At 65.5% G+C, this 13,314-nt stretch carries 13 protein-coding genes; 5 read left to right on the top strand and 8 right to left on the bottom strand.

What is annotated here, in order from left to right; all coding sequences use genetic code 11:
• Positions 1-45: 45 nt before the first annotated feature.
• Both gdhA and metG read right to left on the bottom strand, forming a co-directional pair.
• Positions 46-1,395, bottom strand: coding sequence for an NADP-specific glutamate dehydrogenase (gene gdhA / locus H276_RS0114660; protein ID WP_019972059.1), 1,350 nt, complete (start codon positions 1,393-1,395; stop codon positions 46-48).
• A 1-nt stretch (position 1,396) separates the two neighbouring features.
• Positions 1,397-2,947, bottom strand: a complete 1,551-nt coding sequence (gene metG, locus H276_RS0114655) for a methionine--tRNA ligase (protein WP_019972058.1) — start codon at positions 2,945-2,947, stop codon at positions 1,397-1,399.
• Positions 2,948-2,972: 25 nt separating this feature from the next.
• Here metG and H276_RS0114650 point away from each other — a divergent pair, with 25 nt between their 5' ends.
• The 3 genes from H276_RS0114650 to rsmA all read left to right on the top strand — a co-directional run bounded on the left by H276_RS0114650 (position 2,973) and on the right by rsmA (position 5,942).
• Positions 2,973-3,827, top strand: coding sequence for a TatD family hydrolase (locus tag H276_RS0114650; RefSeq protein WP_026357006.1), 855 nt, complete (start codon positions 2,973-2,975; stop codon positions 3,825-3,827).
• 85 nt (positions 3,828-3,912) lie between these two features.
• On the top strand, positions 3,913-5,040 hold the full coding sequence (locus H276_RS0114645; protein ID WP_019972056.1) for a resuscitation-promoting factor: 1,128 nt from the start codon (positions 3,913-3,915) through the stop codon (positions 5,038-5,040).
• Complete coding sequence (gene rsmA, locus H276_RS0114640) at positions 5,037-5,942, top strand: 16S rRNA (adenine(1518)-N(6)/adenine(1519)-N(6))-dimethyltransferase RsmA (RefSeq protein WP_026357005.1); 906 nt, start codon at positions 5,037-5,039, stop codon at positions 5,940-5,942. Before H276_RS0114645 ends, rsmA begins: the two co-directional genes overlap by 4 nt.
• A 70-nt stretch (positions 5,943-6,012) precedes the next feature.
• Here the strand turns inward: rsmA and H276_RS0114635 are convergent, their stop codons facing one another.
• The gene (locus H276_RS0114635) at positions 6,013-6,870 is read right to left on the bottom strand and encodes a serine/threonine-protein kinase (RefSeq protein ID WP_019972054.1); all 858 of its coding nucleotides are present in this window, start codon (positions 6,868-6,870) and stop codon (positions 6,013-6,015) included.
• A gap of 55 nt (positions 6,871-6,925) precedes the next feature.
• Between H276_RS0114635 and H276_RS0114630 the strand changes: the two genes are divergently transcribed.
• Together H276_RS0114630 and H276_RS0114625 are read left to right on the top strand one after the other, a co-directional pair.
• Complete coding sequence (locus tag H276_RS0114630) at positions 6,926-7,894, top strand: 4-(cytidine 5'-diphospho)-2-C-methyl-D-erythritol kinase (RefSeq protein ID WP_196807921.1); 969 nt, start codon at positions 6,926-6,928, stop codon at positions 7,892-7,894.
• A 311-nt stretch (positions 7,895-8,205) separates the two neighbouring features.
• On the top strand, positions 8,206-9,840 hold the full coding sequence (locus H276_RS0114625) for a fatty acyl-AMP ligase (protein WP_026357004.1): 1,635 nt from the start codon (positions 8,206-8,208) through the stop codon (positions 9,838-9,840).
• Between the two features lie 51 nt (positions 9,841-9,891).
• Here the strand turns inward: H276_RS0114625 and pth are convergent, their stop codons facing one another.
• The 5 genes from pth to H276_RS0114600 form a co-directional block, all read right to left on the bottom strand.
• The gene (gene pth, locus H276_RS0114620) at positions 9,892-10,467 is read right to left on the bottom strand and encodes an aminoacyl-tRNA hydrolase (protein WP_019972051.1); all 576 of its coding nucleotides are present in this window, start codon (positions 10,465-10,467) and stop codon (positions 9,892-9,894) included.
• Between the two features lie 15 nt (positions 10,468-10,482).
• Positions 10,483-11,127: a 50S ribosomal protein L25/general stress protein Ctc gene (locus H276_RS0114615; RefSeq protein WP_019972050.1), complete on the bottom strand. Its 645-nt coding sequence runs from the start codon at positions 11,125-11,127 to the stop codon at positions 10,483-10,485.
• Between the two features lie 179 nt (positions 11,128-11,306).
• Positions 11,307-11,957 (bottom strand): LpqN/LpqT family lipoprotein, encoded by a 651-nt coding sequence (locus tag H276_RS0114610; RefSeq protein WP_019972049.1) that lies wholly within the window; start codon positions 11,955-11,957, stop codon positions 11,307-11,309.
• Positions 11,954-12,292, bottom strand: a complete 339-nt coding sequence (arsC, locus tag H276_RS0114605) for an arsenate reductase (glutaredoxin) (protein ID WP_019972048.1) — start codon at positions 12,290-12,292, stop codon at positions 11,954-11,956. The genes H276_RS0114610 and arsC overlap by 4 nt, the downstream gene beginning before the upstream one ends.
• A gap of 4 nt (positions 12,293-12,296) precedes the next feature.
• A complete protein-coding gene (locus H276_RS0114600) occupies positions 12,297-13,277 on the bottom strand; it encodes a ribose-phosphate diphosphokinase (RefSeq protein WP_019972047.1) in 981 nt (326 codons plus the stop codon).
• Between the last annotated feature and the right edge of the window lie 37 nt (positions 13,278-13,314).

The raw sequence follows: 13,314 nt of genomic DNA, 5'->3' as shown, positions 1-13,314 counted from the left end.
ACACCACCGACGACCATCGGGTTCGAACGTGGCTCAGATCACGTGTTACACCAACCCGAGCGCGAGCATGGAATCGGCGACCCGGATGAACCCGGCGATGTTGGCTCCGACCACATAATTGCCGGGTTGGCCGTACTCGTCGGCGGTGGTCAGGCAGCGATCGTGGATGCGTCCCATGATCTCGGCCAGCCGCGCCTCGGTGTCCTCGAATGTCCACGAATCGCGCGACGCATTCTGCTGCATCTCCAGCGCACTGGTGGCAACCCCGCCCGCGTTGGCGGCCTTGCCCGGCGCGAAGATCACGCCGGCTTCGGCGAAGAGCTTCACTGCCTCTGGCGTGCACGGCATGTTGGCGCCCTCGGCGACGATCCGGCAGCCCGAGTTGATCAGCAGCGCGGCGTCGGCTCCGGACACCTCGTTCTGGGTGGCGCAGGGTAGTGCGATGTCGCAGGGCACCTCCCAGATGGTGCGGTCTTCGATGAACTGAGCTGCACCGGCGCGGGCTTCGACATAGTCGGTGATTCGTCCGCGCTTGACCTCTTTGACCTCCTTGAGGAGGTCGAGGTCGATGCCCTTCTCGTCGACCACGTAACCGCTGGAGTCCGAGCACGCGACCACGGTGCCGCCCAGGGCGTGCACCTTCTCGATCGCGTAGATCGCGACGTTGCCCGAACCCGACAGGACCACTCGTTTGCCATCGAAGGAATCGTTTGCGGCACGCAGGATTTCGTCGACGAAGAACACCGTGCCGTAACCGGTGGCCTCGGTACGCACCTGGGATCCACCCCAGGTCAGGCCCTTGCCGGTGAGCACACCGGACTCGTAGCGGTTGGTGATCCGCTTGTACTGGCCGAACAGGTAGCCGATCTCGCGGCCACCCACGCCGATGTCACCGGCGGGCACGTCGGTGTATTCACCGATGTGGCGGTACAACTCGGTCATGAAGGACTGACAGAACCGCATCACCTCGTTGTCAGAGCGGCCCTTCGGATCGAAGTCCGAGCCACCCTTGCCGCCGCCGATCGGCAGGCCGGTGAGCGAGTTCTTGAAGATCTGCTCGAAGCCGAGGAACTTCACGATGCCCAGGTACACCGACGGGTGGAAGCGCAGCCCACCCTTGAACGGGCCGAGCGCGGAGTTGAACTCGACGCGGAAACCGCGGTTGATCTGGACATTGTTGTTGTCGTCGAGCCACGGCACGCGGAAGATGATCTGCCGCTCAGGTTCGCACAACCGCCGGATCACCGCGTTGTCGGCGAACTCGGGGTGTTTGTCGACGACCGGCCCGAGGCTGGTCAGCACCTCGTAGACGGCCTGGTGGAATTCCTTCTCGCCGGCATTGCGCCGGGCTACTTCCTCATAGATGTCGTGCAGTTTGGGGTGTAATTCGCTCACGTCAATCCACCTGATATCGCGGGAACACTGCCGCGGGTGCTGGCAGCGTGACACCTGGCTTGAGCCGGGTGCTGATGGCGGCGAGGGCTCGCTCGTCGGCCGGCTGGCCGAGCAGGTCGAGCATCTTGCCCATCGATTCTGGCATCACCGGCTGGCTCAGTAACGCGGCGATGCGCACTGTCTCCAGCGTGGTGTATAGCACCGTGCGGAAGCGCTGCTGATCGCCCGGCTCGGCGGACTTGCGCAACACCCACGGTTCTTGTGCCGAGAAATACCGGTTGGCCGCACCGAGCACCGACCAGATCGCTTCCAGCGCGAGGTGCATGGCGGGTTCGGCGTAGTGTGCCCGGACCCGTTCCAGCAGCCCGTCGGCCGCAGCCAGCAGGGCCGCGTCGTCGTCGGTGAACTCACCGGGATCGGGCACCACACCGTCGAGATTCTTGTTGACCATCGACAGGGACCGCTGCGCCAGGTTGCCCAGTTCGTTGGCGAGGTCGGCGTTGATCCTGCCGATGATTGCCTCTTCGCTGTAGCTGCCATCCTGGCCGAACGGCACCTCGCGCAGGAAGAAGTAGCGCACCGGGTCGACGCCGAAGGTGTCGATGAGCGCCATCGGGTCGATCACGTTGCCCACAGACTTGCTCATCTTCTCGCCCTTGACGTTGATGAAGCCGTGGGCGAAGACCCTTCGCGGAAGCTCGATTCCGGCCGACATCAGGAACGCGGGCCAGTACACGGCGTGGAATCGGATGATGTCCTTGCCGATCACGTGCAGATCGGCGGGCCAGTACCGGCGGAAGTTCGCCGAGGAGGTGTCCGGGAAACCTGCGCCGGTCAGATAGTTCGTCAGCGCGTCGACCCACACGTACATGACGTGATCGGGGTGGTCGGGGACGGGCACGCCCCAGTCGAAGGTGGTCCGCGAGATCGACAGGTCCTTGAGGCCGCCGGATACGAAGCTGACGACCTCGTTGCGGCGGGCGTCGGGTCCGATGAACTCGGGATGGTCCCGGTAGTGCGCGAGGAGACGATCGGCATAGGCCGACAGCCGGAAGAAGTAGGTCTGCTCCTCGGTCCACGTCACCGGGGTGCCGGTCTCGGTCGCGATGCGTGCCCCGTCGTCCTTGACCTCCGTCTCGTCCTCGGAGAAGAAGCGTTCGTCGCGCACCGAATACCAGCCCTGGTAGCTGCCCAGGTAAATGTCACCGGAGTCGTTCATCCGGCGCCAGATCTCCTTGGAGGCCTCCAGGTGGTCGGCGTCGCTGGTGCGGATGAACCGGTCGAAAGAACCGCCCAGGCGCTCCTGCATCCGCTGGAACACGTCCGAGTTCCGGTTGGCGAGCTCTGCGGTGGTGACGCCCTCTGCGGCCGCAGTCTCGGCCATCTTGAGCCCGTGCACGTCGGTGCCCGTCAGGAAGAGCACATCGAAGCCGTCGAGCCGTTTGAACCGGGCGATGGCGTCGGCCGCGGCTTTTTCGTACGCATGGCCGATGTGCGGCGCCCCGTTGGGGTAGTCGATCGCAGTGGTGATGTAGTACGGCGTCTTGCTCATCGGGGGTTCACTTTATGGTGTTGCAATGAGTTCCAAACGCTCAGGCAGGGATAAGCCGCCCGCCCCGGAACCTTTGGCGCCGCTCATCGATGCCCATACCCATCTCCATTCGTGTGGCGCGGACACCGCCGACGACATCCACGCCATCGTCGATCGCGCGGCTGCGGTCGGCGTGCAGCGGGTGGTTACGGTCGCCGACGATCTGGCTGCAGCGCACTGGGCCGCCGGTGCCGCGGACGCCGACGATCGGGTGTACGCGGCAGTCGCGCTGCATCCCACGCGTGCCAATGCGCTGAACGACGCGGCGAAAGCCGATCTGGAGCGGCTGGCCGCCCGTCCCCGCGTGGTCGCGGTGGGGGAGACGGGGATCGATCTGTACTGGCCGGACAAGCTGGACGGCTGCGCCACGCCCGCGGAGCAGCGTGACGGCTTCGCCTGGCACATCGACCTGGCGAAACGGACCGGCAAGCCGCTGATGATCCACAATCGCGATGCCGACGCCGCGGTTCTCGACGTCCTGGCTGCCGAGGGGGCGCCAGAAACTGTGATCTTCCACTGTTTTTCGTCGGGTCCGGAGATGGCGCGTACGTGTATCGATGCGGGCTGGATTCTGAGCTTGTCCGGCACGGTCAGCTTCAAAAATGCAGTTGACCTGCAGGAGGCCGCTCGGCTGATCCCGTCGGGGCAGCTGCTGGTGGAGACCGACGCGCCGTTTCTGACCCCGCATCCGTATCGCGGAGCGCCGAACGAGCCATATTGCCTGCCATACACTGTCCGAGCACTGGCAAATTTGCTTGACCGGCCCGAGCAGGACCTGGCGGCCGAGACGGCAACCACTGCGGCCCGGGTGTACGGGCTGGACGAAAGTTGCCGTATATAGGCCTTTTCGTTACCGTCTTGTGATCAACCGCTTGACGTGCAGTCGGTGAACCATGCCGTCAGTACCGGGAAGAGACGAATTTCGTATGGATGCTCTGAACAAACTTCATGAATCGCGCTCGCCGTTGCTCCGAGGTGTGGTCGGCGCGTTGCTGGTCACGCTGACCGCAGCGGGCGGCTACGCGGTCTCGACGCACAAGACCGTGACGCTCGACGTCGACGGGACGGCGATGACGGTGACCACCATGAAGTCCAGGGTGATCGACGTCGTCAAAGAGAACGGCTACGACGTCGGCGACCGGGACGACCTGTTTCCCGCTGCGGATCAGCCGGTCCAGGATGCCGGGAACATCGTGTTGCACCGCAGTCGCCCGCTGGAGGTTTCCCTCGACGGTCAGAGCACCCAGCAGGTGTGGACCACGGCATCGACCGTCGACGAGGCGTTGGCGCAGCTGCGGATGACGGACAAGGCTCCCGCGGCGGCCTCTCGCGGCACCCGCGTTCCGCTGGGCGGGATGGCACTTCCCGTCGTGAGCGCCAAGACAGTTCAGATCGACGACGGTGGCGCGGTCTCGACCGTGCACCTGGCGGCCCCCAACGTGGCCGGTCTGCTCGAGGCGGCCGGGGCGCCGCTGCAGCAGAACGACACCGTCGTTCCCGCGGCGTCTGCGCCGGTGACCGAGGGCATGCACGTCCAGGTGACCCGGATGCGGATCGAGAAGGTCACCGAGCGGATGCCGCTGCAGCCGGACAACAAGCGCATCGAGGACACCTCGATGAACATGAGCCGTGAGGTCGTCGAGGACCCGGGCGCGCCGGGAACTCAGGACGTTACCTTCGCCGTGGCCAAGGTAAATGGGGTGGAGACAGGCAGGCTGCCAGTAGCCAATGTCGTCATCGCACCGGCCCGTGACGGTGTGCTCCGCGTCGGCGCCAAGCCCGGAACCGAAGTTCCACCTATTGCAAATGGAAGCACCTGGGATGCCTTGGCGCAGTGCGAAGCCGGAGGTAACTGGGGGATAAACACCGGTAACGGTTTCTACGGCGGCGTGCAATTTGATCAAAACACTTGGGAACGGCAGGGCGGTTTGCGGTATGCTGCGAGGGCCGATTTGGCGACCAGGGAAGAGCAGATTGCGATTGCTACGGTGACGCAGGCACGGCAAGGATGGGGAGCTTGGCCAGTGTGTAGCGGGAGGATTGGGGCACGCTGACTATTCGACTGCTCGGGCGGACCGAGATAAGACGCCTGGCCAAAGAGATCGACTTTCGGCCACGCAAATCATTCGGACAGAACTTCGTGCACGACGCGAACACTGTCCGCCGTATCGTGTCGGCTTCAGGAATCCATCGGTCCGACCACGTGCTCGAGGTCGGACCGGGCCTCGGTTCGCTGACGCTGGCCCTGCTGGACCGTGGGGCGCAGGTGACCGCAGTGGAGATCGATCCGCTGCTGGCGCGACAGCTGCCCACGACCATCGCCGACCATTCGCACAGTGAGATCAACCGGCTCACCGTGCTCAACCGCGACATCCTGACGCTGATGCCGGATGATCTCACCCAGCAGCCGACCGCGCTGGTGGCGAACCTGCCGTACAACGTGGCGGTGCCCGCACTGCTGCATCTGCTGGCCGAGTTTCCGACCATCCGCACGGTGATGGTCATGGTGCAGGCCGAGGTGGCCGAACGGCTGGCCGCCGAGCCCGGCGGCAAGGACTACGGGGTGCCCAGCGCCAAGGTGCGGTTTTACGGCAACGTGCGCCGCCACGGCATGGTGTCACCGACGGTGTTCTGGCCGATTCCGCGGGTGTATTCGGGGCTGGTGCGCATCGATCGGTACGAGACTTCGCCGTGGCCCAACGACGAGGGGTTCCGCGACGAGGTGTTCAGCCTCATCGACATCGGGTTCGCGCAGCGTCGTAAGACGTCGCGCAATGCCTTCGCGGACTGGGCCGGTTCGGGCAACGAGTCGGCGGAGCGGTTGCTGGCTGCGAGCATCGACCCGGCCCGGCGTGGTGAGACATTGGCCATCACCGACTTCGTGCGGCTGCTGCGGCGCTCGAAGGAGGCTGCACTGGAGGCCGTGGACGAGCAGGAACAGGTCCGGGCCACCTAAGGCTTCACCGAGTTCGACAAAAAGGGTCGCTCACCTTCGCGGTGCGCGACCCTTTTGTCGAACTCGCCAGTCAGCGAAGTGCCCGCGTGATCAGTCTCATGAACTCTGTGCACGAGTCATAGCGCATCTCTGGTCTTTTGGCCATCGCTTTGGTGACGATTGAGTCGACGGCGCGTGGGATCCCGGAGATGCGTCGGGAGATCTTCGGTGGCGCGGAGTGCAGTTGATGCTCTATCAGTCCGGTGGCGGTGCTTGCCGTGAAGGGCGGTGAGCCGGTCATCAACTCAACGGCGGTGCAGGCCAACGAATACTGGTCGGTGACGGCCGAAGGTGCTCGGCCGCTGAGTAGCTCGGGAGACGAGTAGGGCAGTGAGGCCTGGACCTCGGTACGTGGCTCATAGGATCGGCGGGCTATTCGTCTGGCCGGGTCGAGAGTCAGGCGGCCGGTGTCGTGGGCAAGTCGGATGGCCACGTCTTCGGAAACCGAATGCGCCACCCCGAAGTCGATCAGCACTGCCCTTGAAAAGGGTTTGTTGACAAGAATGTTGGCCGGCTTGACATCGCAGTGCACGATTCCGTGCCGGTGCGAGTGGTCGAGTGCGCCGGCGATTTGGGTCAAAGCCGTGAGCCGGTCGGGCAGCGCCGTCAGCCCGCTGACCGTGCCGCCATCGATGAATTCCATGGCCAGCCAGGCCGGGCCAGCCTCGTAGACCGTGATGATGCTGGGGTGCGCGAGGCGGCGGGCGAAGTTGAACTCCCGCCGCAGCCGCGCCAGCTGATCGGGTTTGCGGTGCGATTCGTTGAGCACCTTGAGCGCGACAACGCGGCCATCGGAAGCGTGAGCGCGGTACACGACGGCCCAGCCCCCGCGGCCGAGGACCTCGTCGATCTCGAATTCCGCGGCCAGCCCCTCACCGGGTGACACCACTGTCACAGCATAGGTTCGGTGACGGTTCGCCGTCGTCGGGGATAGTGTCGTGGCCGTGTCCGCATCCGACGGCAGTACCGCATCCGAATGGGTCCCCACCGGGTCGGTCACCGTTCGTGTGCCCGGCAAGGTCAATCTCTATCTTGCGGTCGGCGATCTGCGTGACGACGGCTATCACGAGCTGACCACGGTCTTCCATGCCGTATCGCTGACCGACGAGGTCACCGTGCGCAATGCTGACATGCTGTCGGTGACGATGTCGGGCGAGGGCGTGGAGTCGCTGCCCACCGACGAACGCAACCTGGCGTGGAGAGCGGCCGTGTTGTTGGCCGAACATGTCGGCCGCGCCCCCGACGTCGCCATCACCATCGACAAGTCCATCCCGGTGGCCGGCGGGATGGCCGGCGGAAGTGCCGACGCGGCGGGTGTTCTGGTGGCGATGAACACCCTGTGGGAGTTAGGGGTGCCGCGACGAGACCTGCATGCCCTGGCCGCCCGGCTGGGTAGCGATGTCCCATTCGCGCTACACGGCGGGACGGCTCTGGGCAGCGGACGGGGCGAGGAACTGGCCACGGTGCTGGCCCGCAATACCTTCCACTGGGTGCTGGCGTTCGCCCAGCGCGGCCTGCCCACACCGGAGGTGTTCGGTGAACTGGACCGATTGCGCGCCGACACCGGCCGTGACGAGCCACCGCGGGCCGAGGAGCCTGAACCTGTGCTGGCCGCATTGGCCTCCGGAGACGCCGTCGAACTCGCCTCGCTGCTGGGAAATGATTTACAGCCGGCGGCGCTGAGCCTGTACCCCGATCTGCGTCGTACGCTGCGTGCCGGTGTCGAGGCCGGGGCTTTGGCCGGCCTCGTGTCGGGTTCCGGGCCGACGTGCGCATTCCTGTGTGGATCGGCGACGGCGGCCGTCGACGTCGGGGCGCAACTGGCAGGCGCCGGTGTGTGCCGCACGGTGCGGGTGGCCAGCGGTCCGGTGCACGGGGCGCGGGTGGTACCGGCGCCGTCGGCATCGGTCTGATGTCGCGTTGGTGTGACTCAGGACTCAATTCTCGCGATAGTTTGGCGGCTACTTAAGAGTCTCATAAGATGACCGATGGTGAATGCTCGTGGTCACGTATCGTCGCCCGTCGTGCTCGGCGGGCGGTCGGCGTGCGGCACGCTTCCGCCGGCAGCCCCGGCGCAGGCGGTATCACCTAACCGAGACAAAACCGCTGCCCAATTGTGCGCGCGCGCCTGCACAACGGCGCTTTACCACAGGCGGAGCATGGAAATCCGGACGCTGTATCCCATGTCACCGGTGCTGCGGCTCCGGAAGCCAAGGAGGTCGTCGTGAGCAGGTTCACCGATAAGATGTACCGCAACGCCCGTGAAAGCTCTCGGGGCATGGTGACCGGTGAGCCACACGAGCCTGTCCGGCACACCTGGCTTGAGGTGCACGAACGTGCGCGACGCATCGCCGGCGGACTGGCCGCGGCCGGCATCGGCCCCGGTGACGCGATCGGCGTGCTGGCCGGATTCCCGGTGGAGATCGCCCCGACCGCCCAAGGCGTGTGGATGCGCGGCGCCAGCCTGACGATGCTGCACCAGCCCACCCCGCGCACCGATCTGGCGGTGTGGGCCGAGGACACCATGAACGTCATCGGCATGATCGAGGCCGCCGCCGTGATCGTCTCCGAGCCGTTCCTCGTCGCCATCCCGGTGCTTGAGGACAAGGGCATCAAGGTTCTCACGATCGCTGATCTGTTGGCCGCCGAGCCGATCGACCCGATCGAGACCGGCGAGGACGACCTCGCCCTCATGCAGCTGACCTCAGGTTCGACGGGTTCGCCCAAGGCCGTGCAGATCACGCACCGCAACATCCATTCCAATGCCGAGGCGATGTTCATCGGGGCTAAGTACGACGTCGACAGGGACGTCATGGTGAGCTGGCTGCCTTGCTTTCACGACATGGGCATGGTCGGCTTCCTGACCATCCCGATGTATTTCGGTGCCGAGCTCGTCAAGGTCACGCCGATGGACTTCCTGCGCGACACCCTGCTGTGGGCCAAGCTCATCGACAAGTACAAGGGCACCATGACCGCGGCGCCCAACTTCGCCTACGCGCTTTTCGCCAAGCGGCTGCGCAAGCAGGCCGAGCCGGGCCAGTTCGATCTCTCGACGCTGCGCTTCGCGCTGTCCGGTGCCGAGCCGGTCGACCCCGCCGACGTCGAAGACCTGCTCGATGCGGGCAAACCGTTCGGCCTGGCGCCGTCGGCGATCCTGCCGGCGTACGGCATGGCGGAGACGACGCTGGCGGTGTCATTCTCCGAGTGCAACGCCGGCCTGGTGGTCGACGAGGTCGATGCCGATCTGCTGGCGGCGCTGCGCCGCGCCGTGCCCGCCACCAAGGGCAATACGCGCCGGCTCGCGACACTCGGCCCGCTGCTGACCGATCTGGAAGCGCGTGTGGTCGACGAGAACGGCGATGTGATGCCGGCTCGCGGCGTCGGTGTCATCGAGCTGCGCGGCGAGTGCGTGACGCCCGGCTATGTCACCATGGGCGGTTTCCTGCCGGCCCAGGACGAGAGCGGTTGGTACGACACCGGCGATCTGGGCTACCTGACCGATGAGGGACACGTCGTGGTCTGTGGCCGTGTCAAGGACGTCATCATCATGGCCGGCCGCAACATCTATCCGACCGACATCGAGCGTGCCGCCGGCCGCGTCGACGGGGTCCGTACCGGTTGCGCCGTCGCGGTGCGGCTCGACGCCGGGCACTCGCGGGAGACCTTTGCCGTGGCTGTGGAGTCCAACGCCTGGCAAGATCCGGCCGAAGTGCGCCGGATCGAACACCAGGTCGCCCACGAGGTGGTCACCGAGGTCGACGTGCGGCCGCGCAATGTCGTCGTGCTCGGGCCGGGCACCATCCCGAAGACCTCCTCGGGCAAGCTGCGCCGGGCCAACTCGGTCTCGCTGGTCAGCTAACCAAGGCGCCCTGGGCGCCGGCGCGGGGCTTTTTCTTCTCGCGCTGAATCGCTACCAGGCGTGCACGGAGTTCTGGGCCGGTTCCAAGCCGATCTTCAACAGTAATTCCGTAGCGTCGGCTGCCTGCTCGCAGATCGTCGGAACCTCTTTGCGTTCAACGGAATTGAACGGGTCGAGGACAAACGCCGCCGGGTCTTGACGGCCGGGCGGTCTGCCGACGCCAATGCGGACGCGTTGGAAATCCTTGGTGCCCAGCGCTGCTGCCACCGAACGCAGACCGTTGTGGCCACCCTCGCCGCCGCCGAGCTTGAGCCGGATCCGGCCGAAATCGATGTCGAGTTCGTCGTGGATGATCACGATGTCGGCCGGGACGATTGAATAGAACTTGGCCAACGGCCCGACCTGACGGCCGGACTCATTCATGTACACCCGTGGTTTGGCCAGCACCACGGACCGGTCTCCCAACCGGCCCGTGGCGACTTCTGCACCCGAGCGCTTGTGGACCTTGAAGGCCGAGCCCATGCGCCCGGCCAACAAGTCGGCCACCATGAATCCAAGGTTGTGCCGGGTCTTTGCGTAGACGGGACCCGGATTGCCCAGACCCACCACCAACAACGGCTCGGCCACAGCAAGGATCCCGATCTACTCGGCGGACTCTTCGGCGGTAGCCGTGGCTGCTTCGGCGGGGGCTTGGGCCGTTTCGCCGGCGCCCTCGGAGTCGAGGTCCTCGGCGGTCGGCGACTCGACGACGTTGACGACCAGCAGCTCGGGGTCTGAGATCAGACCGACACCGGCGGGCAGCGGGATCTGTCCGGCGGCGAACTGGGTGCCGGCTTCGGCACCCTCGATCGACAGGGTCAGCTGCTCGGGGATCGACAGCGCCTCGGCCTCGATCTGGATGGTGTTGGCGTCCTGGGTGACCAGGGTGCCCGAGGCGGGCTCGCCCTCGACGACGACGTTGACGTCGACGGTGACCTTCTCACCGCGCTTCACTACCAGCAGGTCGGCGTGCTGGATATTGCGACGGATCGGGTGGACCTCCAGCGCCTTGGTCAGCGCCAACTGCTCCTTGCCGTTGATGTCCAGGGTCAGCACCGCGTTGGTGCCCGAGTTACGGAGCACGGCCGCGAAGTCGTGGGCGTTGAGCTCGAGGTGCTGCGGGTCGGTGCCGTGGCCGTACAGCACGGCGGGTACCTTGCCGTCGCGGCGGGCCTGGCGCGAAGCGCCCTTGCCGGTGCGGGTCCGCACCGAGGCGGTCAGCTTGTTGGGGGCCGAATTCTTGGCCATATGGTTGCTCCTTATCCGGGTACTGCGGTCAGCTCGTCAGTACGGCCAGGATGCAACAACTCGAATCTGGTTCCCGTCGATAACGGTGGCCCATCGGGTCCACCCTCGCCGTGACGCCTGGTCAGGGTAGCAAAGAACGCCCGCCGGCCAAAAATCTAGAGCGGGTAGGAGAGCCAGGCTCACTTCTTGGTGACGTTGAACCCCGAGATGATCGCCTCGATGTCCGGCCCCTGCGCTTGGGCCTGGTCGGCAAACGCGGTGACAGTGAGCTGGATCAGGTACCGCTGCGGCGGTTGCAGCCCGTCGGACGCGACGACGATGCGGTTGTAGCTCTGCATCCGTTGACCGTTGAGATCGTAAGAGCCTTCGATCATGGCCGACGGGTAGCCGTGCCAGTCGGCGGTGGAAGCGTTGAGCTGTTTGAAGTTCTCCGACAGCTGGGCGTCGGCGTAACCGTGATCCTTGATGGCCTTGGCGACGTCGAAGTCGCCGTGCAGCGTGAACACCAGCAGCATCGCGGTCGGATAGGTCTTGCCCTTGGCGATCATCCGGGTGCCCGGCGCCAGGTTCGGGTTGGAGTAGGGGTGCCAGCCGGGTGGGGTGGGCATCGTGACGGTCAGCGTCGGGATCTTCTCCGGCGCGATGGGTTCTCCACTGACCCCGACGCTGTCCAGGTAGTTGGAGATCGGCACCGGCGGTTGCGTGCTGGTCGGCGTGGTCGTGGTCGCGCTGGTGGTCCAGATCGACTGGTAGTCAGGGGTTTTCGCGCCACAGGCGGTGATCAGCACCGCCGTGGCCAGGGCAACCCCGGCGGCGATCGGCCGATTCACAGAATCTCGTGTACCGCTTCGATCGGCCGGGCCAGCCGGGTGCCCTTGGCGGTGACGACGAACGGGCGCTCGATCAGAATCGGATGTTCTGCCATGGCGTCGAGCAGCTCGTCGTCGGTGGCATTTGCCAAACCCAGTTCGGTATAAAGCGATTCGCGCCTGCGCACCGCGGTCCGCACGTCTATCCCGGCGTCGGCGATCATCTTCTTCAGCTCCGCACGGCTCGGCGGCGTCTTCAGATACTGCACGATCTCGGGCTCGATCCCGTTCTGGCGCAACAACTCCAGCGTCTTACGCGAGGTCGAGCATTTCGGATTGTGGTAGATGCGTTCCATGAAGCTATGCGGACCCGTCGAACAGACCGGTCACCGAACCGTTCTCGAACACGGCGCGGATGGTGCTGGCCAGCAGCGGTGCGATGGACAACACCGTCAGCTGTGGGAACTGCTTCTCGTCGCCGATCGGCAGGGTGTTGGTGACGATCACCTCACGCGCGCCGGACTCGGCCAGCCGCTGCGGAGCCGGATCGCTGAGCAGGCCGTGGGTCGCGGCGATCACCACGTCCTTGGCACCGTCTTGGCGCAACAGTTTCACCGCGCCGGCGATGGTGCCGCCGGTGTCGATCATGTCGTCGGTCAGGATGCAGGTCTTGCCCTTGACGTCACCCACCACACGGTTGGACTTCACCTGGTTGGGCACCAGCGGGTCGCGGGTCTTGTGGATGAACGCCAGCGGCACGCCGCCCAGCGAGTCGGCCCACTTCTCGGCCACGCGCACGCGGCCCGAGTCGGGGGAGACCACGACCATGTCCGAGCCCGCGTACTTGTCGGCGATGTAGCCGCACAGCAGTGACTGTGCCCGCATGTGGTCGACGGGGCCGTCGAAGAAGCCCTGGATCTGATCGGTGTGCAGGTCGACCGTCAAGATGCGGTCCGCACCCGCGGTCTTGAGCAGATCGGCGACCAGGCGAGCGGAGATCGGCTCGCGGCCCCGGTGCTTCTTGTCCTGCCGGGAGTAGGGATAGAACGGCAGGACCGCGGTGATGCGTTTGGCGCTGCCGCGCTTGAGCGCATCGATCATGATCAGCTGCTCCATGAGCCACTGGTTGAGTGGCCACGGGTGGCTCTGCAGCACGAAGGCGTCGCAGCCTCGCACCGACTCCTCGAACCGCACGAAGATCTCACCGTTGGCGAAGTCCCTCGCGGTCTGCGCAGTGACCGAGACGTCGAGTTCTTTGGCAACCTGCTCGGCGAGTTCTGGGTGTGCGCGACCCGAGAACAGCATCAAGTTTTTTCGGTTGTCGGTCCAGTCCGTGGCCACTATGGCTGCCTTCGCGGTCGGGGATCGATACGGGGCA

Origin of the sequence: Mycobacterium sp. 141, assembly GCF_000382405.1 — a bacterium.
Classification (GTDB): Bacteria; Actinomycetota; Actinomycetes; order Mycobacteriales; family Mycobacteriaceae; genus Mycobacterium.
This window is presented reverse-complemented; position numbering and strand designations above follow the sequence as displayed.